The 26,864-nt window shown below is 68.0% G+C and carries 21 protein-coding genes and 1 rRNA gene; 8 read left to right on the top strand and 14 right to left on the bottom strand.

Going from position 1 to position 26,864, the window contains the following annotated elements:
• From rrf to AC1DNC_RS07355, 3 genes are all read left to right on the top strand, one after another.
• Nucleotides 1-95 (top strand): 5S ribosomal RNA (gene rrf / locus AC1DNC_RS07365); the annotation flags it as partial.
• A 154-nt stretch (nucleotides 96-249) separates the two neighbouring features.
• Complete coding sequence (locus AC1DNC_RS07360; RefSeq protein WP_476861892.1) at nucleotides 250-1,098, top strand: SDR family NAD(P)-dependent oxidoreductase; 849 nt, start codon at nucleotides 250-252, stop codon at nucleotides 1,096-1,098.
• 91 nt (nucleotides 1,099-1,189) lie between these two features.
• A complete protein-coding gene (locus AC1DNC_RS07355; protein WP_476861891.1) occupies nucleotides 1,190-1,492 on the top strand; it encodes an excalibur calcium-binding domain-containing protein in 303 nt (100 codons plus the stop codon).
• A 116-nt stretch (nucleotides 1,493-1,608) separates the two neighbouring features.
• Here the strand turns inward: AC1DNC_RS07355 and AC1DNC_RS07350 are convergent, their stop codons facing one another.
• From AC1DNC_RS07350 to AC1DNC_RS07315, 8 genes are all read right to left on the bottom strand, one after another.
• Nucleotides 1,609-3,441: a putative bifunctional diguanylate cyclase/phosphodiesterase gene (locus AC1DNC_RS07350; protein WP_476861890.1), complete on the bottom strand. Its 1,833-nt coding sequence runs from the start codon at nucleotides 3,439-3,441 to the stop codon at nucleotides 1,609-1,611.
• Nucleotides 3,442-3,630: 189 nt separating this feature from the next.
• Nucleotides 3,631-5,733 (bottom strand): putative bifunctional diguanylate cyclase/phosphodiesterase, encoded by a 2,103-nt coding sequence (locus AC1DNC_RS07345; protein WP_476861889.1) that lies wholly within the window; start codon nucleotides 5,731-5,733, stop codon nucleotides 3,631-3,633.
• Between the two features lie 100 nt (nucleotides 5,734-5,833).
• The gene (locus tag AC1DNC_RS07340; protein ID WP_476861916.1) at nucleotides 5,834-7,564 is read right to left on the bottom strand and encodes a putative bifunctional diguanylate cyclase/phosphodiesterase; all 1,731 of its coding nucleotides are present in this window, start codon (nucleotides 7,562-7,564) and stop codon (nucleotides 5,834-5,836) included.
• Between the two features lie 225 nt (nucleotides 7,565-7,789).
• Nucleotides 7,790-9,244 (bottom strand): UDP-glucose dehydrogenase family protein, encoded by a 1,455-nt coding sequence (locus AC1DNC_RS07335; protein ID WP_476861888.1) that lies wholly within the window; start codon nucleotides 9,242-9,244, stop codon nucleotides 7,790-7,792.
• Nucleotides 9,241-10,422, bottom strand: a complete 1,182-nt coding sequence (locus AC1DNC_RS07330; RefSeq protein ID WP_476861887.1) for a glycosyltransferase family 4 protein — start codon at nucleotides 10,420-10,422, stop codon at nucleotides 9,241-9,243. Before AC1DNC_RS07330 ends, AC1DNC_RS07335 begins: the two co-directional genes overlap by 4 nt.
• A gap of 393 nt (nucleotides 10,423-10,815) precedes the next feature.
• Nucleotides 10,816-11,055 carry a hypothetical protein gene (locus AC1DNC_RS07325; RefSeq protein WP_476861886.1) on the bottom strand — a complete coding sequence of 80 codons (240 nt, stop codon included), beginning with the start codon at nucleotides 11,053-11,055 and terminating at the stop codon, nucleotides 10,816-10,818.
• On the bottom strand, nucleotides 11,048-12,496 hold the full coding sequence (locus AC1DNC_RS07320) for a flotillin family protein (RefSeq protein WP_476861885.1): 1,449 nt from the start codon (nucleotides 12,494-12,496) through the stop codon (nucleotides 11,048-11,050). The genes AC1DNC_RS07325 and AC1DNC_RS07320 overlap by 8 nt, the downstream gene beginning before the upstream one ends.
• 202 nt (nucleotides 12,497-12,698) lie before the next feature.
• On the bottom strand, nucleotides 12,699-13,166 hold the full coding sequence (locus tag AC1DNC_RS07315) for a DUF4383 domain-containing protein (protein WP_476861884.1): 468 nt from the start codon (nucleotides 13,164-13,166) through the stop codon (nucleotides 12,699-12,701).
• A gap of 200 nt (nucleotides 13,167-13,366) precedes the next feature.
• Between AC1DNC_RS07315 and AC1DNC_RS07310 the strand changes: the two genes are divergently transcribed.
• A complete protein-coding gene (locus AC1DNC_RS07310) occupies nucleotides 13,367-14,689 on the top strand; it encodes a cell division protein PerM (protein ID WP_476861883.1) in 1,323 nt (440 codons plus the stop codon).
• Between the two features lie 31 nt (nucleotides 14,690-14,720).
• Here the strand turns inward: AC1DNC_RS07310 and AC1DNC_RS07305 are convergent, their stop codons facing one another.
• Nucleotides 14,721-15,152 (bottom strand): hypothetical protein, encoded by a 432-nt coding sequence (locus AC1DNC_RS07305; RefSeq protein WP_476861882.1) that lies wholly within the window; start codon nucleotides 15,150-15,152, stop codon nucleotides 14,721-14,723.
• A gap of 39 nt (nucleotides 15,153-15,191) precedes the next feature.
• Between AC1DNC_RS07305 and purN the strand changes: the two genes are divergently transcribed.
• Nucleotides 15,192-15,773 carry a phosphoribosylglycinamide formyltransferase gene (gene purN, locus AC1DNC_RS07300; RefSeq protein WP_476861881.1) on the top strand — a complete coding sequence of 194 codons (582 nt, stop codon included), beginning with the start codon at nucleotides 15,192-15,194 and terminating at the stop codon, nucleotides 15,771-15,773.
• A gap of 186 nt (nucleotides 15,774-15,959) precedes the next feature.
• Entirely contained in the window at nucleotides 15,960-16,874 is a 915-nt protein-coding gene (locus AC1DNC_RS07295) for a hypothetical protein (protein WP_476861880.1), read from the top strand.
• A gap of 168 nt (nucleotides 16,875-17,042) precedes the next feature.
• Here the strand turns inward: AC1DNC_RS07295 and AC1DNC_RS07290 are convergent, their stop codons facing one another.
• On the bottom strand, nucleotides 17,043-18,395 hold the full coding sequence (locus tag AC1DNC_RS07290; protein WP_476861879.1) for an MFS transporter: 1,353 nt from the start codon (nucleotides 18,393-18,395) through the stop codon (nucleotides 17,043-17,045).
• A 162-nt stretch (nucleotides 18,396-18,557) separates the two neighbouring features.
• Between AC1DNC_RS07290 and purH the strand changes: the two genes are divergently transcribed.
• Complete coding sequence (gene purH / locus AC1DNC_RS07285; protein WP_476861878.1) at nucleotides 18,558-20,246, top strand: bifunctional phosphoribosylaminoimidazolecarboxamide formyltransferase/IMP cyclohydrolase; 1,689 nt, start codon at nucleotides 18,558-18,560, stop codon at nucleotides 20,244-20,246.
• Nucleotides 20,247-20,502: 256 nt separating this feature from the next.
• Here purH and AC1DNC_RS07280 read toward each other — a convergent pair whose 3' ends face one another.
• Entirely contained in the window at nucleotides 20,503-21,477 is a 975-nt protein-coding gene (locus AC1DNC_RS07280; protein ID WP_476861877.1) for a trypsin-like serine peptidase, read from the bottom strand.
• A gap of 269 nt (nucleotides 21,478-21,746) precedes the next feature.
• On the opposite strand from AC1DNC_RS07280, the gene AC1DNC_RS07275 reads away from it, so the two are divergent.
• Nucleotides 21,747-23,966, top strand: a complete 2,220-nt coding sequence (locus AC1DNC_RS07275) for an NADP-dependent isocitrate dehydrogenase (protein ID WP_476861876.1) — start codon at nucleotides 21,747-21,749, stop codon at nucleotides 23,964-23,966.
• Nucleotides 23,967-24,080: 114 nt separating this feature from the next.
• On the opposite strand, the gene AC1DNC_RS07270 is transcribed toward AC1DNC_RS07275, so the two are convergent.
• From AC1DNC_RS07270 to AC1DNC_RS07260, 3 genes are all read right to left on the bottom strand, one after another.
• Nucleotides 24,081-24,683 carry an SRPBCC family protein gene (locus AC1DNC_RS07270; RefSeq protein ID WP_476861875.1) on the bottom strand — a complete coding sequence of 201 codons (603 nt, stop codon included), beginning with the start codon at nucleotides 24,681-24,683 and terminating at the stop codon, nucleotides 24,081-24,083.
• Nucleotides 24,684-24,883: 200 nt separating this feature from the next.
• Entirely contained in the window at nucleotides 24,884-25,411 is a 528-nt protein-coding gene (locus tag AC1DNC_RS07265) for a mucin-associated surface protein (RefSeq protein ID WP_476861874.1), read from the bottom strand.
• Nucleotides 25,408-26,700, bottom strand: a complete 1,293-nt coding sequence (locus AC1DNC_RS07260; protein ID WP_476861915.1) for a serine/threonine-protein kinase — start codon at nucleotides 26,698-26,700, stop codon at nucleotides 25,408-25,410. Before AC1DNC_RS07260 ends, AC1DNC_RS07265 begins: the two co-directional genes overlap by 4 nt.
• Between the last annotated feature and the right edge of the window lie 164 nt (nucleotides 26,701-26,864).

Below are 26,864 nucleotides of genomic sequence, written 5' to 3'. Positions count from 1 at the left end.
AAACGCCCGGTCCCATTCCGAACCCGGAAGCTAAGACCCACAGCGCCGATGGTACTGCACCCGGGAGGGTGTGGGAGAGTAGGTCACCGCCGGACAACCATTACAGCCAGGCCCCGACACACAGTGTCGGGGCCTGCGCCATTTAACCCCAGAACCAACCCGCGGGGCCGGAACATCAGCAGGCGCCTCAGCGTTGATTACCCTTGAGTAGCTCGAACCCCTGAAGGACCAACCACCTCTGGAGACCCCATGACTGCACGGACCATCATCATCACCGGCGCCAGCGACGGGATCGGCGCATCAGCGGCCCGGACCCTCGCCGCACGAGGCGAGCGGGTCGTCGTCGTCGGGCGCTCAGCGGAGAAGACCGAGCGGATCGCGAAAGAGGCCGGGGCCGACTATTTCGTCAGCGACTTCGCCGAACTGGAGCAGGTGCGCCGGCTCGCCGCGCAGCTGAAGGAAAAGTACCCTCGGATCGACGTCCTTGCGAACAACGCCGGCGGCATTATGGGCGCCCGGCAGCTGACTGTCGATGGCCACGAGAAGACCTTTCAGATCAACCATCTGGCGCCGTTCCTGCTCACCACCGAGCTGCTGGACGTCCTCACCGCCAGCAAGGCCACGGTCATCAACACCTCCAGCGCCGCCAATTCGCTGTACGGGCGGCTGGACATCGATGACCTGGAGGTCGCCAACAAGTACTCCGCCAACTTGGCGTACGGCAACGCGAAGCTGGAGAACATCCTCTTCACAGCCGAGCTGCACAACCGCTACCACGCCGCCGGCATCGCCACGGCGGCGTTCCACCCCGGCGTGGTGGCCACCAACTTCGCCGCGGACACCACCAGCCCGTTCCGCTTCATGTACCGCAGCTTCCTGAACAGGTTCATGCTGTCGCCGGAACAGGGCGCAGACACCCTCGTGTGGCTCGCCAGTGCCGTCCCCGGGCAGGACTGGGTACCGGGCGCGTACTACGCCAAGAGGGCCCTGGCGAAGGCCAACAAGCAGGCCTATGATGCGGAGCTGGCCCGGGAGCTGTGGGAGCGCAGTGCTGCCATGGTGGGCAAGGACTCCGAGCGGCTCGATCCCCGCGGTTGAGCCTCACGCCGATCAATGGAATCTTGGGATAATCTGTCCCTGCCCCTCGCCGACACGCGGCCGAGGGCTTCTATTGGGGGAGTGCTCGAAGGTGCGCCTGAAGAAACTCATTATCGCCTCGCTGGCGGCCAGCGCCGTCGTCCTGAGCGGCACGGCCGTACCGGCGTCTGCCGCACCGGCGCCGAAGTCGTACAAGAACTGCACGGAGCTCAACAAGGTCTACCCGCACGGGGTCGGGCGCAAGGGCGCGCGGGACAAGAGCACGGGCAAGCGTGTCACCACCTTCCGCGTGGACAACACGCTGTACAGCTACAACGACGGCGGCGCGGTCCGGCACCGCGGCGAGTACGACCTCGACCGCGACAACGACGGCATCGCCTGCGAGAAGCGTTAAGCCGAGCCGGGCGTCACACCCACAGCGGCCGGATGTGAGGGAGCGACCCGACAAAGGCGGCCGGATGTGAGGGAGCGACCCGACAAAGGCGGCCGGATGTGAGGGAGCGTCGCTGGTTAGCCTGCGGCTTCGACCTTGTCGATCGCCATCAGGGCGCTCTCCATGGTGCCGGCCAGATCGCTGGCCGGGGCGGGCTTGGCGAACAGGTAGCCCTGGAGCGAGTCGCAGCCCAGGTCCATCAGGTACTTGGCCTGCGCCGGCGTCTCGATGCCCTCCGCCGTGACCTTCAGGCCCAGGTTCTGGGCGGCGTTGATCATGGTCCGGAAGAACGGCAGGTGCTCTTTGCCGGTCTTGATCATCGCCACGAACGAGCGGTCGATCTTGACCTTGTCGAGCGGCAGCTCCTTGAGCCGGCCCAGCGTTGAGTAACCGGTGCCGAAGTCGTCCATCGCGATCCGTACCCCGGCCTCACGGAGCTGCGCGAGTTGCCGGAGCACGTCAGAGTCGGCGTCGAAGAATACGCTCTCGGTCAGTTCGAGCATGAGCTGGCGCGGGTCCACGCCGGTGGACGCGACAATCCCCAGCACGTCGGTGGCGAAGTCACGGTGCTGGAACTGCAGGCCGGAGACGTTCACCGCCACGCTGTAGGCCGCGTCGCCGGCCAGCCAGGGCCGGATCTCGGCGCACGCCCGGCGCATGACCTCGTCGCCGATCTCGCGGATCAGGCCGCTTTGTTCGGCCACCGGCAGGAACTGGTTGGGCGGCACCAGCTTGCCGTGCCGCTCCCAGCGGGCGAACGCCTCGAACTGCACAACGGCGCCGATCCCGGGGGACACCACGGGCTGGTAGTGGACCGAGATCTGCCCCAGCTCCACCGCCTGCCGCAGCCCGGTCTCGCCCTGGTCCTTGTGCACGGCCGTGTTCAGCATCTCCGGCCGGAACTCCAGCCAGGTGTTTTTTCCCGCCGCCTTGGCTGCTGTCATGGCCGAGTCCGCCTGCCGCAGCAGTTCCGCGCCGTCGTGGGTCTGGGCCGTCTTGGACGCCAGGCCCATGCTGGCCGCGGGCCGCACCAGCGAACCGCCGATCCGCGCCGGGACGTACAGGGAGTCGGAGATGCGCTTAGCCACGGCCCCGGCGTTCAGGCACTCGGTCAGCAGCACCACGAATTCGTCGCCGCCCAGCCGGGCAACTGTGTCGTGCGGCCGGACGCAGTTACGCAGCCGGCTGGCCACCTCCACCAGCAGCTCGTCTGCAGCGGAGCGGCCCAGCATGTCGTTGTAGCTCTTGAAGTCGTCCACGTTGATCAGCAGCACGTCCACGGGGTCCGGCCGGCGCAGCGCCGCGGCGAGGCGTTCGTTGAACAGGGTCCCGTTCGGCAGCCCGGTCAACGTATCCCGCAGCACGGCCGCCTTGAGCTGGTCGTCTTGTTCCGCGGGGGTGAGCCGGGGGAGCACTCCGGTGGTGCCTGGCACCAGCTCCGCCTCCAGTGAGCTGAACGTCCGACGGCGGGGTGCTGCCGCCGCGGTTGCCGCGGGCACGCCGCCGTCGTGCGATGTTGCGGGCTGCTGGGCGACGGCGCGGGCCGGAACCCCGGGGCGCACGGAGACGGCGACGCTCCCGGCAGCGCCGGGGCCCGCCGGCAGTGCGGCGCAGGTAATCTGCGCCGGAAACTCGGTGGCGTCGCCGCGGCGGCCGGCTCCCGCGAAAGGCGACCGCCCCGCGACGGGACCCACTCCGGAACCTGCCAACCCGGCCAGGACCTTGTGGAAGCCCTCCCGTGACGACTCGGCCAGCAGCAGGCTGTAGTCGGAGCCGAGCAGCTGTGTCCGGGAATAGCCGAACAGCTGCTCCGCGGCAGTGTTCAGGAAAACGATGGATCCATCCGGACCAAGCAGCAAGAGCGCGTCGGGGCTGTGCTCAAGCACTGTCTGTGCGAACGCTGCGTCCATGGTGTGTACTGCCCCCAAAAGCGATGGATCTGTGAATGGCACCGCGCTTCGCCGGGAACCGGAAATGGGTTCGCCGCGGCCAGTGCCTGCTGAAATCATATGTGTTCGGTAGCACAGTCTCATGCCGCCCCGACACTAATCCCGAAAGCGTACGAATATGTCGTCCGGCCGCCCAGACAACGGGCTGCATCAGAGCACGACAGCGGGCTCCTGCAGGGCCGCGATGGCCTCCGCGGACTGGACCACGGCCGCTTCCCTGCGCGCCTCCGGCACGGGACGGGAGAAGAGGTATCCCTGCAGGGCGTCGCACTCATGTTCCATCAGGTACCGGGCCTGGACGGGTGTCTCGATGCCTTCCGCCGTCACCCGCAGGCCCAAGCTGTGCGCCATATGGATCATGGACGTCAGGATGGGCAGCCGCTCCTCGCCGGTGTGCAGCATGGAAACGAAGGACTTGTCGATCTTCACCGCGTCCACGGGAAGCTCCTGCAGCCGGCCCAGCGAGGAGTAGCCTGTGCCGAAGTCATCCAGCGCCACCCGGATGCCCGCGGCGCGGAGGGTGATCAGCTGCTGGATGACGTGCGAGTCGGCGTCGAAGAACACGCTCTCGGTGACCTCAAGGACCAGCTGGTGCGGATCGACCCGGCTCCAGGCCGCGATGTCCAGCACCCGCTCGGCGAAGTCCTTGTGCTGCAATTGCACACCGGAGACGTTGACGGCCAGGGTCCTTCCGGGATCCTCGGCCAGCCAGGATTGCAGTTCGGTGCAGCTCTGCCGGAGCACCTCGGCCCCGATGTCGCGAATCAGGCCGCTGCGCTCGGCGGTCTGGATGAAGGCGTCCGGAGCCATCAGCACCCCGTCGCGTTCCCAGCGGGCCAGTGCCTCGAACTGGATGACCTCGCGCCGGTTCGTGGAGACCACCGGTTGGTAGAAGACGGTGATCTGGCCGAGCTCGACGGCGCGGCGCAGCCCCGCGGTCAGTTGCGTTCGTTCCAGCAGCGTGGCGAGCATCTCCGGCTGGAAGTGCACGTAGCAGTTCTTGCCTGCCTCCTTGGCGGCGTACATGGCCACGTCGGCCTGGCGCAACAGCTCGGAGGAAGACATGCCCTCCGCGCCGCGCGTCGCCACGCCCAGGCTCAGTCCCGGGCGCATCAGGGTGCCTTCGATGGAGACCGGGGCGTTCAGCGTACTGACGATCCGCTGCGCCACCGCGTCCGAGTCGTTGCAGCCGACCAGCAGCACCACGAATTCGTCCCCGCCCAGGCGTGCCACCGTGCCGTGCGGGCCCACGCAGTTCTGCAGCCGGCGGGAAATCTCCACCAGCATCTGGTCTCCGGCGTGGTGGCCCAGGATGTCGTTGACGTCCTTGAAATCATCCAGGTCCAGCAGCAGCACCGCGACCGGGCCGGGGGACTCCAGCGCGTCGGTGGCGCGTTCGTTGAACAGCATCCGGTTGGCCAGGCCGGTCAGCGGGTCCTGGAAGGCGAGGGCTTTCAGCTGGTCGGCCTGCTGGGCCAGTTCGTCGAGGGCGCGCCGGGCCTGGTCCTGCGCCATGGTGCGGGAGGTGACGTCGCGGAAGTTCCAGATCCGGCCCACCACTTCATCGGCCACCTTTTGCGGGCGCGAGTAGAGTTCCACGGTGCGCCCGTCCCGGAACTCGAGCACGTCGTGGCTGTGCAGTTCATGGTTGGCGTACAACTCGGCGACCTTGGCCTTGAACGAGTCCGGGTCCAGCAACTGCTGCGCGATGAATTTGACCAGGGCGTAGGCGTCGTCCTCGGCCAGGATTTCGCGCGGCATGCCCCAGAGCCGCAGGTACTGATCGTTGACGCCGGTGATCTGGCCGGTGTTGGACACCACAAGGATGCCGTCCGCAGTGGTCTCCAGCGTCGCGTCCAGGAGCGAGGCGGCGTGGCGGCGGCCGGCGTCGTCGTCCTGGCGGTGGGTAGTGTCGCGGACCGCCACCGCCATCGCGGTGTCCGCCGAGGTGGTCACGAGCGAGCAGGTGATTTCCACCGGGATTTCGCTGCCGTTCCGGTGCAGCCCGACGGCGGGGAAGGGCTTGGTTCCGAAGGTTCCGGCCCGGCCCAGCCGGCTCAGTACCCGCAGGAACCCGCCGCGATCGTCCTCCACCAACAGGCGGTTGTGCGAGACGCCGATCAGCTGTTCCTTGGCGTAGCCAAACAGGCGTTCGGCCGCCGGATTGAGGAAGGAGATGTTTCCCTCCATGGTCACCAGCAGCAACGCGTCAGGACCCTGCGTGAGCAGGGTTTCCGCCAATCCTTGTTCCACGTCGATGCCAGCCCCCGGGCGTTCGGTATTCCAAGCCACCGCAGGGCGGTGGTCATTAAACTTCAAGCATCATAGGGCCATGAGACCCAAATCACAGCACTTACTGCCTTTGGGCGGCAGTGTCGTGGCTCAGCTCCGTGATGGTCCTGGCCGATGCCGAGAGCGCCGCGGCCAGGCTGGACGCCGGTTGGGGCCGGGAAAACAGGAAACCCTGGAGCGAATCGCAGCCGCGCCGGATGAGGTATTCGGCCTGCTCCCGGGTCTCGACGCCTTCTGCGGTGACCGTCAGGCCCAGGCCGTGGGCCATGTCGATCATGCAGTTCAGGATCGGAAGGTGGTCGGTATCGCCGTGGATCATGGCGACGAAGGACTGGTCGATCTTGAGCGTGTCTACCGGAAGGTCCTGCAGCCGGCCCAGCGAGGAGTAGCCGGTACCGAAGTCATCCAGTGCCACCCGCACCCCGGCGCTGCGGAGCTGCACGAGCTGGCGCTGGACCTGGCAGTCGTCGTCGAAGAAGACACTCTCGGTGACCTCCACGACCAGCTGGTGCGGATCCACACCGCAGGAGCTGGCGGTCGCGAACAGCAGCTCGGGGAAGTTGCCCTGTTGGAGCTGCACGCCGGAAACGTTGACGGCCAGGGATCGGGTGGGGTCCGCGGAAAGCCAGGGCCCCAGCTCGGTGCAGCCGCGCAGCAGGACTTCGGTGCCGATTTCGACGATCAGGCCACTGCGCTCGGCGGCGGGGATGAATTGATGCGGCGGAACCAGGATGCCGTCGCGTTCCCAGCGGGCCAGCGCCTCGACCTTGACTACGGTGCCCAGCCGGGAGGAAACGATCGGCTGGTAGTGAACCGCAATCTCCCCGCTGTCGACGGCGGTACGCAGCCCGGCCTCGAGGTCGGTGCGCTCGAGCAGTGCGGTCATCATTTCCGGGCGGAAGCGCAGGTAGCGGTTCTTGCCGGCCGACTTGGCCGCGTACATGGCGATGTCGGCGCGGCGGAGCAGCTCGGAGGCGTCGATGGCGTCCTCGCTGATGGACGCCAGTCCCAGGCTCAGGCTGGGCCGCAGCATGGTCCCGTCAATCCAGACCGGCAGCTTGAGCGATTCGACGATCTTCGCGGCGGCCGCGTCGGCATCGAGCGATCCGACCAGCAGAACCACGAATTCGTCGCCGCCCAGGCGTGCTACAACGTCGCTGGGCCGGACGCAGGCCCGCAACCGGCGGCCCACCTCGATCAGCATCTGGTCGCCGGCGTGGTGACCGTGGATGTCGTTGACTTCCTTGAAGTCGTCCAGGTCCAGGAGCAGGACGTCGACGGCGGTTCCGCAGGGGCCCGCGAGGGCGTGCGCCAGACGGTCGTTGAACAGCTGGCGGTTGGAGAGCCCGGTCAGCGGATCCTGGAAGGCGAGGGTCTTCAGCTGGCTGGCCTGCTGGGCGAGGTCCGCCATGGCCTGGTTGATCTGGTCCTGCGCGCGCCGGGCCGCGGTGACGTCGCGGAAGCTCCAGACCCGTCCCACCACCCGGTCTTCAACTTTTTGCGGGCGGGAATACCGTTCAAAGGTGCGTCCGTCGCGGAAGTGCAGCACGTCGTGGCTCTCGGCATCCGGGTCGGCGTAGAGGGCCGTGACTTTTGCGAGGAACTGTTCGGGGTCCGCCAGTTGGCCGAGGACGGAGCCCATCACGGATTCGTCGTCGCCGATGTCCACGAGTTCGCGGGGGATGCCCCACATCGAGAGGAACTGGTTGTTGACGGAGGAGATCCGGCCCTCGGCACTGACCACGAGGATGCCGTCCGCGGTGGATTCCAGCGTGGCTGAGAGCAGGGACATGGTTTCGCGGAGCCTGGCGTCCTCCTCGGTGCGCGCGGAAGTGCTCACGCGGCCGTAACCGGACACATTTGAGACCTGCCATGGTGCATTTTGAATCCTCCCCTCAGAAATCATAGGGGGCGATGCGCTGGCCGGACGCCACGGCGCCGTGTCCTGCGGGTTTCCTGCGGGTTTTCGGCGGTTCGCCGGCGCTGGGTGGGCTGCCGGTGCGCCAGCGGCAGGCGGTCAGTCGGCGGTGGCGAAGCCGCCGCGCGCGACGGCGTCCGCAGGGATCCCGGCATTGGCCTGGCCCAGCCCGCGCCCCAATCCCCGCACAGTCCAGCCGGCCTCGGTCCAAGCAGCGGCGTCGAGCGCGTTCCGGGCGTCCAGCACCGCCCGGCGTCGGACCAGTTTCCCGGCCCGCTCCGGCGACAGTGTGCGGTAGGCCTCCCATTCGGTGAGCAGGAGCACCAATTCCGCGCCGTCGAGGGCTTGTTCGAGAGAAGCCTCGAAGCGCAGCTGCGGGTAGCGCAGCCAAGCGTTGTTGATCGCAGCCGGATCGGTAACGGTGACGTGCGCCCCGGCGTCGGCCAGTTGTTGGGCCACATCCAGGGCCGGGGAGTCGCGGATGTCGTCGGTGTCCGGTTTGAAGGCAGCCCCCAGCACCGTCATGCGCCGGCCGCCCAGCTGGCCGCCGCAGAGTTCCCGGGCCGCCTCCACGGTGTGGGAGCGCTGGCCGCGGTTGATGCCGTCCACGGTGGCCATCCAGGCGTCCACCGAGTCCACGCCGAGCGCCGCAGCCTGCACCCGGAGCGAGCGGATGTCCTTTGGCAGGCAGCCGCCGCCAAAGCCGAGCCCTGCGTGCAGGTGGCGGCCTCCGATCCGCGGGTCCAGTCCCATCGCTTCGCCCAGTTCCGTCACGTCCGCACCGGAAGCCTCGCAGAGCTGGGCCATCGCGTTGATGAAGCTCAGTTTGGTGGCAAGGTAGGCGTTCGACGCCGACTTGATCAGCTCCGCCGTCGCGAAGTTGCAGACGAGCCGGGGGATTCCGGCGCGCAGCAGCGGCCCGTACACCGCATCCAGGGCGGCAGTGACGGCCGCGCCGGCGCTGGCCGGGCGCACGGCGCCGTTCGCTTGCTTGGCACCGTCCGTTTGCCTGGCGGTGTCCGGGTGCGTGGCGGTGTCCGCGCCGCCGGGGACGCCGTACACCAGCCGGTCCGGCACAAGGGAATCCTTGACCGCCGTGCCCTGGCGCAGGAACTCGGGGTTCCAGCCGAGGAGTACATCCGGGCGCCCGGCCAGCACACCGCGGAGCATGTCCACCGTTCCCACCGGGACAGTGGACTTGCCCACGACGGCGGCACCCTCCGCCAGGAAGGGGATCAGGGCTTCGACGGCGGAGACCAGGTAGCTGAGGTCGGCACCGTCGGACGTCTTGGACTGGGGTGTGCCGACGCAGAGGAAATGCAGCTCCGCGCCGGCGGCGTCGGCGAAGCGGGTGGAGAAGACGAGCCGGCCGTTGGCGCGGCCGTCGCGGAGGAGCTCGTCCAGCCCCGGTTCGAAAAAGGGGGCGGCGCCCCGGTCCAGCTGGGCCACCTTGGCGGCGTCGACGTCGATCCCCACGACGGTGTGTCCCATCGAGGCCAGGGTGGCGGCGTGCACGGCGCCGAGGTAGCCGCAGCCGATCACGGAAATCTTCACAGGGTTGCTCCTCTGGTGGTAGAACGGGGGCCGGTTGGCCTGGGGGCGCTCGAACGGGGGCCGGGTGAACCGGTCAGGACCGCTTGGTAGTGCTGCACCAGTTCCTCGCCCAGCGCATGCCAGGTCCGGCCCTGCACCGAGGAGTGGGCCGCGGTGGCGAAGGCGCGGCGTTTGGCGTCGTCGCCCGTCAGGTCGGCCACCCGGGACCGCAGCGCGGCGAGGTCGCCCGGTTCGTAGAGCCAGCCGGTCCGCGAATTCTCCACCAGGTCCAGCGGGCCGCCGCGGCCGGTGGCGACCACCGGGACGCCGGACGCCATGGCCTCCTGTATGGTCTGGCAGAAGGTCTCAAACTCGCCGGGGTGGACGAACAGGTCGAACGAGGCGACGGCACGGGCCAGGTCCTCGCCGCCGAGGAACCCCGTGAACACCGCCCGGGGGAGTGCAGCTGCCAGGGCCTCGCGCTGCGGGCCGTTGCCGACGATCACCAGCCGGGTGCCGGGGAGGTCCGCGAGTACGGCGAGATCCTCAACCTGTTTCTCGACCGCGAGGCGGCCGACGTAGCCGATGATGCGCTCGCCGCCCGGGGCCACCTTGGCCCGCCACGCGTCGTCGCGCTTCTCCGGGCTGAACCGCTGGGTGTCCACGCCGCGGCGCCACATTTCCACCCGCGGAATGCCGCGGCCGAGGAACTGGTTCAGGGCGAAGCTGGACGGGACCAGGGTGCGCGTGGCGAGCAGGTGGATCTGTTCCACCCGGTTCCAGGCCCAGTTTTCCAGGAACGGGACGCCGTAGCGGGCCGCGTAGCCGGGGACCTCGGTCTGATAGATGGCGACGCTGGGGATGCCCAGTTGATGCGCGGCCTGCGCCGCCCGCCAGCCGAGCACGAACGGTGAGGCGAGGTGGACGACGTCGGGGGCGTAGCCGGCAAGGATTCGCTTGACCCGGGCCACACCGCCCAACGCCACCCGTACGTTCGTGTAGCCGGCCAGCGGCATGGACGGGAGCCGGTGGACGCGCGCGCCGTGTACTTCGCGGGGGACGTCGGTGTCCTGCGTGGACGGCGCGATCACCAGCACCTCATCGCCGCGCTCCTGCAGGTGCTCCAGCACCCTCAGGATGGAGTGCGTAACCCCGTTTATCTGCGGCAGGAACGATTCGGCGACCAGTGCAATCCTCACGCCTCCACCGTGGCGGCGGCGGCTGACGCCGCGGGGTTACCGGTGTGGCCTGCGGGGGAAGAGTGGGTTAACAGGCGTGGACGGGTCCCGCCCCACCAAGGCCGCCTCTGATTCCCGCAGCCGGGTGAGCTCCAATTGCCGGAGATGGCCGCTAAGCCCACGTCAAAACGGCCGTCTCTGGCAAACGGACCGGAGTTTCCCGGCCACCGATCGTGCCGGCCGGCTTCGAGGGCCACGCTGCCCTGCTTCTTCACCGCGGTGAGCTCCATTTGCCGCAGATGGCCGCTAAGCCCGCCTTTAAGCGGCCGTCTCTGGCAAACGGCCGAGGTGATCGATTGGCCCGGACCTCACGGGCGTCCGGAGGACCCACAGGAGCCGGCGGCGCCAGCCGCGCTATCCGTGCCGCAGCACGTCCGGGAGTTCATCGACGTAAACCGTCTGCGGCGGCTCGAAGTAGATCACCAGCACCTCATCGCCCACGGCGAAGACGCTTTCCTTGTCGAACGGGTGGGCGTGGAAGGCGCTCGTCCCGCCCCGGAACGGCAGCATGACCTCCCCGATCGTGCCCGGGCCCACCCGCCCGGTGACCCGCCCGATCCGGCCAGTCAGGCTACGGTCGACATCCTTATGCATCCGGAGCTTTCGGCGGCTGCTTGGCTGCCTGCCGGCCGTCCTGCCGGCCGTCTTTCAATGCGGTCCGCAGCGCGGGGAGGTAGTCGCCGACCTGGGCCAGGATGCCACCGACCATCCGGTTGATGCCCTCCCCGCCGTTGAGGACGGTCATCTGCCCCACGTGCGCGAACGGCTCAGCGGCCGCCGCGACGATCGCGGGCATGTTCTCGGCCAGTTGTTGCGAGATGACGGCGTCCTGGTTCGTGCCCAGGGCCTCGCCGCGGGCCTTGATGCCGTCGGCTTCGGCGAGGGCTTTGGCCTTGATGGACGACGCCGCGGCGTCACCGCGGGCCTTCGTGGCGGCGGCTTCCGCTTCACCGGTGACGCGGGTGGCCCCGGCGGCGGCTGCGGCTGCCGTCGCGTTGGCCTGCGCCTGCAGCTCGGTGCGCCGGGCGTTGGCCTGCGCTTCGAGTTCGGTGCGGCGGGCCAGCGCCTCGGCCGCGCTGATGTCCGCGGATTTCTGCCCTTCCGCCTCGGTGCGCTTGGCGTAGGCCTTCGCGTCCGCGGGCTTGCGGATGGTGGTCTGGAGCTTTTGTTCCTCGCGGTCCGCTTCCAGCTTGGCGACTTCCGTTTCCTGCACCACCACTTGCTGCCGCGCCGTGGCCTCGGCCAGCGGGCCGGCCTGGGCGGCATTGGCCCTGGCCCGCTCGGCGTTGGCCTGGGCCTCCGACTGTTTGATCGCGGACAGGCTCTGCGCGTCGGCGATCTGCGCGGCCGCCTCCGCCTCGCGCTCCGCGGCCTCCCGGTTACGGGTGGCCTCTGCGATGCGGGCTTCCATTTTCACCTGGGCGATGTGCGGCTTGGCGATGTTTTGAATGTAGCCGGTGGGGTCCTGCAGGTCCTTGATCTGGAGCGAATCCACCACCAGGCCGAGCTTTTCCATCTCCACGCCGCTCGCGCTGCGGACCTGCGAGCCCAGTTTGTCGCGCTCGCGGATGATCTCCTCCACGGTCATGCTGCCGATGATGGAGCGCAGGTGTCCTTCGAAGACGTTGTAGACCTGGCTCTGCATCTTGGGCTGTTGGCCGAGGAACCGGCGCGCGGCGTTCGCGATGAACGGCGGTGCGTCGCCGATCTTGTAGATGACCACGCCTTCGACGATCACCTGGATGCCCTGGGACGTCACGCAGGAGACCTTGAGCTCTGTCTCGTTCAGGGTCAGGGAAAGCGCCCGCACGGTCTGCAGCCCGGGGAACACCAGCGCCCCTTTGCCGGTGACGATCTTGAAGTCCATGCCGTCCCTCGTCTCGAGGGTTCCACGGGTCAGGCCCGAGATGATCAGCGCTTCGTTTGGTTCGGCCACCTTCCACATCAGCTTCACCGCTATCCAGATGACGGCGACGACAACGAGTGCCCCGGCGAGGACCGCGAGGAACGGGATGAACGCTGAGAAGTCCGGCATGGAAACCCTTTCAAGTCGGTGGGTCAGGCCAGTCTGGGGTGCCGCCCTCAAATAAGTCCAGCATTTTGCGGAACGGCTTGGGCAAAAGGAAGCTGGTGCGGACTCCCCAGAAACGTCAGGCGCCCGCACCAGCAGGTAGTACGAATTTGTTGGATTACTGAGAATCGGTCCTCATTCGCGGCTCCCTTTTCCCGGTGTTCGACTACCGGGTTTGTGCGTCATCGGCCAGGTGCCTCGAAAGCAGCCAGCCGGCGCCAATCATTGCCACGCCCAGCACCATGTGTGTCCAGTTGTCCATGGTGTTGAACGCCAGGAAATTGGCCGCCGACCCCACGCCGACGATCAGCCCGTAAACGCCGAAGATGATGTACAGCAGGCCGAAGCCCATCAGGAAGTTCCGGGCTCCCATGCCGTTGCGGGACATGGTCAGGCCGGCGGCGCCGATGGCCAGCTGAACGACGTTCAGCAGCATGGACACCTGAAACAGGCCGAGGAACATGGCCCTGGAATCAGGTCCGAAGAACCTCAGTTCGCTGTACTGCGTGGTGATGCCGGGGATGAACCCCAGGACGCCCACGACAAGTAGGACAATACCCACACCCATGCCGACGTTTTGGACATCAGTCCGTCCGAAATGTACGCCGTGTGCATGTGGGGATGCGGTAGTCATTTTTGCCTCCAACCACTGATTGCGGACACTTAAAATTTTACGGCGGGGTAGCGGAAAAAGCGCCGCCGCAGGGCTAGCCGCGGTGGCCCGTGAAGCCACGGACGCGGCTGGCGGCAGGACCATTCACAGCGCCTGAAATCCGGGGACAAGAGCCTGTCGGAACCCGGGGGAGGGCCCCGCCCATGGCACCATGGAAGACGATGAAACTGCGCGCTGATCAGACCGGAAACCGTGGCCTCCCGATGCCTCTATGGCTGCAGGGGGCGCTGGAGTCCGCGCAGGCCGCCGTGATTTCCGCACTGGTTGTGATCGCCCCCATCATTGCCGTCTGGGCCACCGCAGGATTCAGCGAGGGCGGCTTCGAATTCCTCGCCCGGCTGGCCGGCCAGGCCTGGCTGCTGATCCACGGGGTGCCCCTGCTGCTGGAGACCGTCGGCTCCGGCACCGCCGGTCTGCCCGAATCCGGCACCTTGTCGCTCATCCCGTTGGGACTCACGCTCATCCCGTTCCTGCTCGCCTGGCGCGCCGGCCGGCGGCTGGCCCGGGCGGCCTACACGGACCAGCTCTGGCAGGCGCTGCTCGGTTCCTGGCTGATGTACGGCGCCTTCGGGTTCGCCACCGGCTTCGTCTGCCGGACCTCCGAGGTTGGTGTCAGCCTCTGGTCCGCCTCCATCGTCCCGCTGATCCCCTTCGCCCTCGGCATGGTGATCGGAGCACGAAGGGAAGCCGGCTCCTGGAGCCGGCTGATCGGCGTCGACGCCGTGGCCTGGCTCTCGCGCACCAGCCAGCATTCGCGCTGGGCCGGCTCCTACCTGGGCTCCGCCGTCAAGGCCGGTTTCGTGGCCGTGATGGCCAGCCTGGCGATGGCCGCCGCCCTGCTCGCCGTGGACCTGATCATCCACTGGAACCTCATCATCGCCGTCTATGAGGCGCTCGACGCCGGCCCGGTAGGCGGTGCAGCACTCACCATCGCGCAGCTGGGCTACCTGCCCAACCTGGCCGTGTTCGCGCTGGCCTGGACCTCAGGTTCGGGGTTCGCCCTCGGCGTCGGATCGCAGGCCGGGCCGTTGGCGACCGCCGTCGGACCCCTGCCCTCCATCCCGGTGTTCGCCGCCCTGCCCGCGGGTGCGTTGGACTACGGCTTCGTGGCCCTCGTAGTGCCTGCCCTCGCCGGGCTCCTGGCCGGTTGGTGGTTCCTGCGCGAGGGCGAAAACCATTTCGACGAGTGGCTCTCCATCAAAGTGAAGGCGCGCTGGTTTACCGCCGCGATTTCCACGCTGGTCCTGGGCGCCCTGGTCGGCGCCGTGGCGGGGCTCCTTGCCGCGGGACTGGCCTGGCTGGCGCGCGGATCCGCAGGCATCGGCCGGCTCACGGACATCGGCCCGGACCCCCTCGCCATGGCGCTGTTCGTGGCAGCGGAGACCGGCGTCGGCGTCGTGATTGGCTATGCCGCCGGTCCGTGGCTGGAACGCCGGCAGAGGCTGAGCGAAGCGGAGCTGGAACCGGCCGCCGCAGCCGACTGACCGGGCGTTTCCGGACCTTGGGCCGACGGGACTAGCGCAGTGGCGTGGGCAGCGACTTCTCCAGCTGCGTCCGGCACGCTGACGCCGCTTGCTGGGTCAGGGCGTGGCGGGCGCACTGCTGGTAGTCACGGATCTGGTTGAAGAACACCGCGGAGGCCAGCACCATCAGGACCATGACCGCGGACACCACCAAGCCGGAGATGGTGCCGAACAGCACCAGGCGGGACTCCTTAAGCTTCGTTGCACGCACGATCAGCGTGATGCCGAGCACCAGGGCAGCCACGGTGAGAATCGCGGTGAGCCAGAGGTAGTTCACGTCCAGCTGGAAGACGAAGAACGCCCCGAGCACCGTGACGATGAACATGCGGAACAGGTTGTGCGTCCGGAGCAGCGAGGCCTTGGCCGCTTCGCTCCGGGGATTCTGTCCCCGCTCGGCTCCGCCGGGGTCCTGGGGGGAATTCATGTTTTCCAGCGTACGCGAATGGCCCCATAAGCTAAGTCAATGCGCATAGTTGTCCTCGTCTCAGGCACCGGCTCCAACCTCCAGGCAGTCATCGACGCCGTCACGGCCGGGGAGCTGGACGTGGAACTCGCCGCCGTCGGCGCGGACCGGCCCGGAACCTACGGGGTGGAGCGCTCCGCGGCCGCCGGAATCCCGACCTTCGTGGTGGATTTCAAGGCCTACCCGGACCGGGCCGCCTGGAACGCCGCACTGACCGAAGCCGTGGCTGCCTACCAGCCGGACGTCGTCGTGTCCTCCGGCTTCATGCGGATTGTCAGTGCCGGCTTCATCGACGCCTTCGGCGGCAAGTACCTCAACACCCACCCGGCCCTGCTGCCGGCCTTCCCCGGCGCGCACGGCGTCCGCGACGCCCTGGCATACGGCGTGAAGGTCGCTGGCTGCACGGTGCACTGGGCCGACGCGGGCGTGGACACCGGCCCGATCATCGCCCAGGAGGCCGTGACCGTTGCCGACGACGACACCGAGGAGACCCTGCACGAGCGGATCAAGACGGTGGAGCGGCGCCTGCTGGTGTCGACACTGAAGTCCCTCGCGGCCGACTCCGCAACGTCACCCAGCTGAGGCGTGGACGGCCCATTTTCGAAGGAGAATGGCCCAACCAAGTAGTCGGGTCCGCAAAAGCGAGTACCTCGTGCAAAAGTCGCGTAGTAACCAGCGAAAATCGAGTAGCTCGCCGCCCGTAGGGGAGCAATCCGGGGCCATAGTCTGGCGCAGTCTCATTCGTCTCATGCGTCCCGGGGGTCCATCGTGTCTCACTTCAGCTTTGCCAAAACCAGTCCCAAGGTACTCGGCCTGACCGCCGCCCTAGTCCTCGGAACCGGTGCCGTTTCCGCCGCCTACGCCGTCTCGGCCTCGTCCGGCACCGGCGAAATCAACGGCTGCTACAACATCAACAACGGCGGTCAATTGCGGGTCCTTGCGCCCGGCGGATCGTGCGACGCCAAGAAGGAAACCGCCATCGCCTGGAACATGCAGGGCATCCAGGGGCTGCAGGGCATCGCCGGCCCGCAAGGCATCCAGGGGCGCCAAGGTGAGAAGGGCGACACCGGTGACAAGGGCGTCACTGGTGCGACCGGCGCCACCGGAGAAACCGGAACGACCGGCGCCCAGGGGGAGAAGGGCGACACGGGTGCAACCGGCGCCACCGGCGAAACCGGCGCCCAGGGCGAGAAGGGCGACACGGGTGCGACCGGCGCCACCGGCGAAACCGGCGCCCAGGGTGAGAAGGGCGACACGGGTGCGACCGGCGCCGCTGGTCCGCAGGGGGAGAAGGGCGATACCGGTGCAACCGGGGCCACGGGCGCTCAAGGGGAGAAGGGCGACACCGGCGCAACCGGTGCGACCGGCGCCCAGGGCGAAAAGGGCGCCTCCGGAGCCACCGGCCCCGTCGGGCCCGCCGGTGCCACCGGGGCAACCGGCGCCGTCGGGGCGGCGGCGTCCACTTCCGTGACGGTGGCTTCGGTCACCGGCTCAGGGCTCACCGTCCAGGCCTTCTGCCCGGCCGGCCGCGTCGCCGTCAGCGGCGGTTTCACGCTCAATAGCGGGAACGGCAACCAGGTGACCGGCAGCCAGCCGATCGTGACATCCGGCAAGCCCACCGGCTGGTCCGTTACCCAGTTGAAGGCCAACGACCTCTCGGTGTCCGTCACCTGCATCCAGTAGCGAAACCGCGGGATGCTCTCTCACTTATGGCGCTTTTGAGGTCCTCAAAGCAACCAGAAGTGAGAGAGCATCCCGGGCGGGCGAGTCGGCGAGTCGGCGAGTCCGGCGAGCATCCAGGGCGGCGACGGGAGTGGTCACGGGCGGGTCCGCCGGCAAGGCTCCGCCGGGTTACTCCAGGCGGCTCTGCTTGGTCTCCGGGGCGAAGAACGCCATCCACAGCACCGAGACCAGCACCAGGCCGCCGGCCAGGGCGAACGACGTCGCCAGCCCCAGTTCCGGCCACAGGAATGCGGCGAAGACCAGCGGTCCGAAGCCTGCGCCGAGCCGGGAGAACGTCGATGCCCAGCCGAAGCCGGAGCCGCGGAGCTCGGTCGGGTAGAGCTCGGACACGTAGGCGTACAGCACTGGGATCGCCACCTGCACCACGAAGCCGAACACCAGCAGCCAGAAGACGGCCGCCGTCGGGATGTCCACGACGACGGCGACGATCACCAGCAAGAGTGCCGACAGCGGGCCGGTGACGGCCAGGATCCATTTCCGGCCCGTCCGTTCCACCAGCAGCGCCGCGACCACCACGCCGAGCAGGCCGACGGCCGCCATCGAGGCCGTGGTGAGGAACGCCTTGTACTCCTCGAAACCCGCGCCGATCAGGATCCGCGGCATCCAGGTCAGCGACAGGTAGTAGACCAGCAGGATGCTGAAGAACAGGGCCCAGGCCGCCGTCGTGATCTTCCAGTTGAACTGCCAGAGCGCGCGGAGCTGGGTCCAGGCGCTGCCGGCGGAAAGCCGGGGAGCGTCCTGCGGTGCGGGCAGGCTGTACACGCGGGCCTCGGCGCCGGTGGCCGCAACCAGGTCATCGATCACCCTGGCGGCTTCCTCCCGGCGGCCCTTGCGGATCAGGAACAACGGCGACTCCGGGACGCTGCGGCGGATCCAGAACACCAGCAGCGCGGGCAGCACCATGACCAGCATGGTCAGCCGCCAGTCCGCGAAGGCGGCGACCAGCCCTGCCGAGACGAAGCCGCAAAGCGCCGCGCCGATCGGCCACCAGCCGTCCATCGCGGTGAGGACCTTGCCGCGCTGTTTGCGGGGCGTGAACTCGCCCACCAGCGCGTAGTCCACCGGGATGCAACCGCCCAGGCCGAAGCCTGCCAGGAAACGGAACACCACGAACCAGCCGAAGTCGGGGGAGAAGGCACCCAGCACCGTGAAGATCGAAAAGATCAGCAGGGTGGCGGTGAAGGCCTTCTTGCGGCCGATCGTGTCCGCGATGGTGCCCCAGATGAACGCGCCCAGGGCCATGCCGATCAGGTTCGACGTGCCGATCCAGGCGGCGTCCGCCGGGGTCAGCGACCAGTGCTTGGACAGCAGCGGAATGAGGATGCCGTTGAGCGTCACGTCCCAGGCGTCGAACATGAAGCCCAGGCCGCCGATCAGGAAGATCCGGCCCTGGACCTTCCACCGCCAGGGCAGTTCCTGGACCACCTGTTCGCCGCTGGGCACAGTGGTGTACGTATTCATTTCGGCCTCCTGGGAAAACTCTACGTCGCGGGGCGTGCCGACGGGGAAGCTTCACACTCCGGCGCGCGGGCAGTCCCGGGGGGAGGTAGGGTTCGCCGACGCGATAAACTGGCCGCATCCCCACCACCCGCGGCCGCGCCGCGATATAAGACGGAGACTTTTGTGAGCTTTACGCAGCTTGAACGTGTATCCATCGACCGTGTTCCCATCCGCCGGGCCCTCATCTCGGTCTACGACAAGACCGGTCTGGAGGAACTCGCGCAGGGCCTGCATGCGGCCGGCGTGAAGATCGTCTCCACGGGCTCCACGGCCAAGAAGATCGCCGCCGCGGGCATCCCGGTGCAGGAAGTCGAGGAAGTCACCGGCTCCCCGGAAATGCTGGACGGCCGCGTCAAGACCCTGCACCCGCGCGTGCACGGCGGCATCCTCGCCGACCGCCGCGTCCCGGCCCACATGAAGACGCTCGAGGACATGGAGATCGAGCCGTTCGACCTGGTCGTCGTGAACCTCTACCCCTTCGTGGAGACCGTGAAGTCGGGCGCCGCGCAGGACGACGTCGTCGAGCAGATCGACATCGGAGGCCCCGCGATGGTGCGCTCCGCCGCGAAGAACCACGCCGCCGTCGCGATCGTCGTGGATCCCGCGTCCTACGGTTCCGTGGTGGAGGCCGCCTCCTCCGGCGGCTTTGACCTGAAGACCCGACGCCGGCTCGCCGCCAAGGCGTTCGCGCACACCGCCTCCTACGACACCGCGGTGGCGACCTGGACCGCCAGCCAATTCCTCGACGAGGACGGCGACGGCGTCATCGACTGGCCCGCCTACGCCGGCCTGGCGCTGGAGCGCTCCGAGGTGCTCCGCTACGGCGAAAACCCGCACCAGCAGGCCGCCCTCTACGTGGACAAGGCCGCCCCGGCCGGCATCGCTCAGGCCGACCAGCTGCACGGCAAGGCGATGAGCTACAACAACTTCGTCGACGCCGACGCCGCCCTCCGCGCCGCGTTCGACTTCGCAGAGCCGGCCGTCGCCATCATCAAGCACGCAAACCCGTGCGGCGTGGCCGTGGGCTCCGCCGACGCCGCAGACCCGATCGCCGACGCGCACGCCAAGGCGCACGCCTGCGACCCGGTCTCCGCGTTTGGCGGCGTGATCGCGGCCAACCGCGCCGTCACCGCCGGCATGGCCCGGACCGTGGCGGGCATCTTCACCGAGGTCGTCATCGCGCCCGGCTTCGAGGACGAGGCAGTTGAGATCCTGTCCAAGAAGAAGAACATCCGCCTCCTGACCCTGCCCGAGGGGTACGGACGGTACCCGACCGAGTTCCGCCAGGTCTCCGGCGGCATGCTGGTCCAGGCCACGGACAAGGTCGACGCCGAGGGCGACAACCCGGCCAACTGGACCCTCGCCGCGGGGGAGGCCGCCGACGCCGACACCCTGGCGGATCTGGCCTTCGCATGGACGGCGTGCCGCGCGGCCAAGTCCAACGCGATCCTGCTGGCCGCCGACGGTGCCGCAGTCGGCATCGGCATGGGCCAGGTCAACCGGCTCGACTCCTGCCGGCTCGCCGTCGAACGGGCCAACACGCTGGGCGTGAGCGTGGAGTCCGACGTCGAAGGTGCGGGCGGGGCGTCGAACGCTTCGGACGCCTCCGGGGCGCCCGAGCGTGCCCGCGGCGCCGTCGCGGCCTCGGATGCGTTCTTCCCGTTCGCCGACGGCCTGCAGATCCTGATCGACGCCGGCGTCCGCGCCGTCGTGCAGCCTGGCGGCTCCGTCCGGGACGAGGAAGTCATCGCCGCAGCCAACGCCGCCGGCATCACGATGTACTTCACCGGCGCCCGGCACTTCTTCCACTAGGGATCTGCCCGGCATCTGACGCCAGGAATGGACATGCCCTCCCGTTGCGGGAGGGCATGTCCATTTTTTTGTGGGGGCTTGGTGTGATGGCGGGTGCCTCGGGCTGCGGAGCGGAGTCCCCAGATGCCAACGCGGCACCGCCGGCTGGGCACACAGCAACGCGGGGTCACTTGCCGCCCTGTCGAGGGGGTGGGAGGCAAGTGACCCCGCGTCGCCCTGCTCCTTTCCAGGGTGGGGTTTCGTCGGGGAATGGGCTTTAGGAAGCGGCGGCGGTGCTGTAAGCCTGCTGGATGACCGAGCCCCAGTACGGGCCGTACATCACGGTGGAGCGGGTGCCGTAGCCGTAGCTGTTGATGGAGTTCTGGTAGCCGGTGGAGCTGGTGCCGATGAACCAGGGGCCGCCGGACGAGCCGCCGGTCATGTCGCAGGGGATGCCCTGGGCGTTGAACTGGGGATTGTTGGGATCATCCGAGGCCGGGCCGGTGCAGCTCACCAGCGACTGGCCGTCAAACGGCGACGCGGCAGGGTAGCCGTAGGACTTGTAGGTGAGGCCGCGCGCGGCGTTGAACTGGACACCGGAGGCGCCGACGACGTCGGACAGGTTCTGCCCGTTCAGCGGGGACACGACGGCGAAGCCGGTGTCGTACTGCATGTCCCCGGCCGAGCTCCACTGCGTCGTGGTGTAGAGCGCCTTGGCGGCCCACTTGCCGTAGGGCGCGGCGCCGTTGAGGTAGGCGGGAACGAAGACGAAGTTGGTGGCGAAGGCGCCCGGGCCCTCATTGACGCAGTGCCCGGCGGTGGAGACGGTGCTCTTATTGGTGGAGGTCACCGAGTTGCCGGAGCAGACGTAGTTGCTGCCGCCCATCGTGAAGAACACCTTGCCGATGTTGGCGATCGGCGACTCGTTGGCATGCAGCGTGGTCTTGCCCTTGGCGGCCTTGCCCGAGATCTGCGTGCTCTGGCCCTTCTCCACGGTGGCGGCCGGGGACTTGTTGCCGCGGGCCAGGGCCTTGTCCGCGAGGATGTCGCCCGGGATAGCGGACTTCATGCGCTCGGGCGTCCAGTAGTCGGCGGCCTTCGAACCGTCAACGGACTGGCTGGTCACCTGCGGGGCCTTCTTGTCCTGCGCCGAGGCGGGCGACGCGGTGGCCGCGCCGGCCGCGGAGACGGCCAGGAGGGCCGCGGCGGAAAGGGTGAGCAGGCTGGTGGCCAGAGTCTTGGGTGTTCTCATGGGTGTCCTAACCGGGAGGAATGCGGAACGGCCTGCCGTGACGGGCCGCTGTGATGGGTTAGAAGCTACGTCAACTTGACGAACATGTAAAGAAATTTGTCAACAACTGTCACAGCAGAATCGCGCCGGGTCATGGCAGTCTCCCGCGTCACAGGCCCCTCCCGGCCGTCCCGGATGGGCGCCGAGGCGGCCACCTCGGGTAAGTTAGAGCCGTTGAGATAACACAAGATTTCCGGATATCCGCAGACTTTCAGGGAGACGCCCGAGCAATGGCCAAGATTATCTATACCCACACCGACGAAGCGCCGATGCTGGCTACCTATTCGTTCTTGCCGATTGTCGAGGCATTCGCGTCGACGGCCGGTGTGGAAGTGGAGACCCGCGACATTTCGCTAGCCGGCCGCATCATCGCCGTGTTCGGCGATTACCTCACCGAAGAGCAGCGCGTCAGCGACGCCCTGGCCGAGCTGGGCGAGCTCGCCAAAAAGCCCGAGGCCAACATCATCAAGCTGCCCAACATCAGCGCTTCCGTGCCGCAGCTGAAGGCCGCCATCGCCGAGCTCCAGGGCCAGGGCTACGCCCTTCCGGACTACCCGGACAACCCGGCCTCGGACGAGGAGACGGACATCCGCTCCCGCTACGACAAGATCAAGGGCTCCGCCGTGAACCCGGTGCTCCGCGAAGGCAACTCCGACCGCCGCGCCCCGCTCTCGGTCAAGAACTACGCGCGCAAGAACCCGCACAGCATGGGTGCCTGGACGCCGGAGTCCAAGACCAACGTCGCCCACATGGATGCCGATGACTTCCGCTCCAACGAGAAGTCCGTAGTCATCGAGGCGGACACCAACCTCAAGATCCAGCTGGTCAAGGAAGACGGCACGGTCAAGGTCCTCAAGCGCGCGTTCCCCGTGCTGGCCGGCGAGGTCATCGACGGCACCGTCATGCGTGCCGCCGCACTCGACGAGTTCCTGAAGGCCCAGGTTGCCCGCGCCAAGGAAGAAGGCGTGCTCTTCTCCGCGCACCTGAAGGCCACCATGATGAAGGTCTCCGACCCGATCATCTTCGGCCACGTCGTCAAGGCCTACTTCGCCGATCTCTTCGCCAGCTACGGCGAGCAGATCGCCGCCGCCGGCCTGAGCCCGAACAACGGCCTCGCCTCCATCCTCAACGGTCTCGAGGACCTCCCCGAGGAAATCCGCGGCGACGTCGAAGCCGCCATCCAGAAGGGGCTCAACGACGGCCCCGAGCTGGCCATGGTCGATTCGGACAAGGGCATCACCAACCTGCACGTGCCCTCCGACGTGATCGTCGACGCCTCGATGCCGGCCATGATCCGCAGCTCCGGCCACATGTGGGGCCGCGATGGCCAGGAGGCAGACACCCTCGCCGTCCTGCCCGACAGCAGCTACGCCGGCATCTACCAGGTCGTCATCGACGACTGCCGCGCCAACGGCGCCTTCGACCCGACCACCATGGGTACGGTCCCGAACGTCGGCCTGATGGCCCAGGCCGCCGAGGAATACGGCAGCCACGACAAGACCTTCGAGATCCAGTCCGCCGGCACCGTCCAGGTGGTCGATGACGCCGGCACCGTACTGATCGAACACCAGGTTTCCCCCGGTGACATCTGGCGCGCCTGCCAGACCAAGGACGTGCCGATTCGCGACTGGGTCAAGCTGGCCGTCACCCGCGCCCGCGCCTCCGCCACCCCGGCCGTCTTCTGGCTGGATAAGACCCGCGCCCACGACGCCCGGATGATCGCCAAGGTCGAGGAATACCTCAAGGACCACGACACCGAGGGCCTGCAGCTTGAGATCATGTCCCCGGAGGAGGCCACCGCCTTCACCCTGGAGCGGATCCGCAAGGGCGAGGACACCATCTCGGTGACCGGCAACGTGCTCCGCGACTACCTCACGGACCTGTTCCCGATCCTTGAGCTCGGCACCAGCGCCAAGATGCTCTCGATCGTCCCGCTGATCAACGGCGGCGGCCTGTTCGAGACCGGCGCCGGCGGCTCCGCCCCGAAGCACGTCCAGCAGCTGCTCAAGGAAAACCACCTGCGCTGGGACAGCCTGGGTGAATTCCTGGCCCTCGCGGTGAGCTTCGAGCACCTCGCCACCTCCACGGGCAACGCCCGCGCCCAGGTCCTCGCGGATACCCTGGACCGCGCCACCGGCACGTTCCTGCTGGAGAACAAGTCGCCCAAGCGCAAGGCCGGCGAGCTGGACAACCGCGGCAGCCACTTCTACCTGGCCAAGTTCTGGGCGGACGAACTGGCGCGCCAGAGCGAGGACGCCGAGCTTGCCGCGGCCTTCGCGGCCGTCTCCGACGCCCTGGCCTCCAACGAAGAGACCATCGTCGGCGAATTGCTTTCGGTCCAGGGCTCCCCGGTGGACATCGGCGGTTACTACCGCCCGGACGAGGCGAAGGCCTCCGCGGTCATGCGCCCCTCGGCCAAGTTCAGCGAAGTGCTGTCCCTGCTGAGCTAGTCCGCACAACGCAAACGGCGCACCGGGAGATCCCGGTGCGCCGTTTGCGTTTAAGTGCCGCCGGGCGACGACGGCGGTGCGGCCGCCGTCGTCGTATGGCGGCCGTGGCCCTTCCTAGCGGTCGGAACGCCGGCGGTCCGACCCTGCCTCGCTGGCCGGTTCGGTGGCCAGGTCCGGGTCCGCATCCAGCGGCGCGCCGGTCCCGATGACGTCGTACTCCGGATCGGTCACCGGAGTCAGGCCGCCGGCCAGCCCGTCCCGTTCCCCGCTGTTGACCCGCTCGCGCCACGAGCCGGTCTCGAAGTCGCGGTTTTCAATGAACTTTTTGAACCGCTGCAGGTCTGCCCCCACCTGCCGGGAGTCCAGGCCGACGGCTGCGCCGATCTTCTCGGTTGCTGTGTCGGGCTCCCAGCTGAGTTCGACGTCGACCCTGGTTTCAGCGGGTCCGAGCTCCGCGAAGCGCACGGTTCCCGCATTGCGGGGACTGTCCAGGCTTTCCCACGACACTTGCCGGTCCGGCTCCTGGCTGGTGATCCGGGCGTCGTATTCGCGCTTCACTCCGCCGATGCTGGTCTGGAAGTGGACGGTGGTGTCATCAAGCTGCTGGACGGCGTCGACGCCGCTCATGAACTGCGGAAAGTCCTCGAACTGGGTCCACTGGTTGTAGGCCTGGCTCAAGGGGACATTCACATCGATGGATTCCTGGACTGTTGCCATGCTTGCTTTCACTCCTTCGGCTGGCCGCGGCCTGCGCGTGGATTACGGGACGGATACAAGGTTCTAACAAGGCGCAACGCTCTAGCAAGGATCTGCAACCGCCCGGATGCCGGTCCGGGCGTCTCCAGGCCCGTTTCAGGCCTGACTGACCAAGCTAGCCGGATCCGGCCGATAGTGAAAGTCCGGGGGGAGGGGCGCCGTCAGTGGTCGCCCTTGCCCCTCTTCTTGGGTTTGGCTTTCTCTACGGGGGCGGGGGCCGCGGGGGCCGGCACCATGGCGGCGGCCTTCGCTGCTGCGGCCGCCGCGGCTTTGTCGGCTGCAGCCTTGTCAGCTGCAGCTTTGTCGGCTGCAGCCTTGGCCGCTGCTTTTTTCGCCGCCGCGTCCCGGGCCGCCTTCGCCGCTGCCGCCTGCTTGGCCGTGAGATCGGCGCGGACGGCATTGATGGCCGTCATGATGCTCTGGTGGCGTTTGAAGGACACGTGTCCGTCCGCTGCAGCCGCGTCAAGCCGGGCAACGAGTTCGTCCAGCTGTTTCAGCGCGCCGGCGGTGTCCTCGGCGGCTGCAGCCTTGGTTACGGAAAGGACCTGGGACTGGAGCTGGCCGGCAGCGTCGCCGTCCAGTTCGGGCGTCGCACCCGCGCAGCCGGAGAGCGAGCCGGCGATCAAGGCGGCCGTGATCAGGGGGCCGGCGACGGTTCTCTGCCAACGGCGGGGGCTTTTGGGGATCATGGTTCCACGCTCTTCTGCAGTTGCTTCAGGTGCTCGCCCAAGTCGCCCGGGACGGCCGGATAAGGCACCACCGCAGGCGGTGCCGGAATAGCGAGGGACACTGCGACGGCGACTAGGGCCAGGAGCGCCACCAGGGCCAGGACGACGGCGACCTTTGTGCGGCGTCGGGCCTGACGGAAACGTGCCAGCGGGCGCGCCACAAAGGCCTGCCTGCCGGCCCGGCGCGCCGGGGCGTCCGCCGGGGTCAACGCCTGCTGCCGACGGGTTGCGGGGACGCCGCGCGGGGCCAGCCCGGCCGGGTCCTGCGCTGTGTTGTGGACGGAGTTCTGTGCCGTGTCAGGAGCGGAATCCAGTAGGTCCGTCGCCGAGCGCGGAGGCCTGGCCGGCGGTGCGGGCAGCACCCTGGTCCGCTCTTCAGCCAGGACGCCCGGCAACGAGTCAGGGGAGACCAGGGCCTGACGCAGGGCAGCCTCCAGCTCTGCGGCCCCGGGGCGGTCCATGGGGTCCAGGGCGGTCATGGCCCTGATCAGCTGGGCCCATTCGGCCGGTACACCGTCAGGTATAACGGGGGCGCGGTGCAACCGGGCTACCGCCGACTCGACGGCGCTTCCCGGATATTCCACGGAGCCCTTGATGCACTCCAGCAGGACCAGGCCCAGCGAGTAGATGTCGCTGGCCGGCCCCATGTCAGCGCCGCGGGCCTGCTCCGGGCTCAGGTAGGCGGCGGTGCCCACCATCGTTCCCGTGGCGGTGAGCCTGGTTCCATCGACAATGCGGGCGATCCCGAAATCGGTCAGTTTCGGCCGCAACGGCTCGCCGGGCCGGACCTGCACCAGGAGGATGTTGGCCGGCTTGATGTCGCGGTGGATGATTCCGAGGGAGTGGACGTATGCGAGGGCGTCCGCGAGTCCTGCGCCGATCACGGCCAGTTCGTCGAAAGGCACGGAGCTGTGCCGGATGCGGCTCCGGAGGTCCTGGCCTTCGACCAACTCCATGGTCAGGAACGGCCGGGGCTCGTCCGGGATTCTGGTGTCCGTGCCGGCGTCGAAGAGAGTTACGAGGCTCGGGTGGTTGAGTGTGGCGAGGAGTTCGATCTCTGCCTGCTGGCGCTTGAGCTCATCGGCGTCCGCGGATTGTGGAGCGAAGAGCTTCAGAGCGACCTCCCGGCCGAGGTTCTCGTCGCGGGCGGAGTACACGGATGCCATGCCGCCCCGGCCGATGACTTCGCCCAGACGGTAGCGGCCGCTCAGAATCTCGGTCGTGACCTCACTGGGTAAAGCGTCCACGATGTTCCCCGTCTTTCGTCCTGGCGCCGCGGTGGCGTCCCTAAAGAATAATACGGGTGCGGGTATCGGGTTCCGGCGCGGGGCTTCTCACTCAGCAGTCGTCTGTCGTGGCGCACCAACCTTTCATGCGGAGGTAAGGGGTGCCGCCGGAGCCTGCGAGGCCGTTG

This window comes from Arthrobacter sp. 01N442, assembly GCF_056399345.1.
The sequence above is the reverse complement of the archived record's forward strand: the minus strand, read 5'-3'. Positions and strand labels throughout refer to the sequence as shown.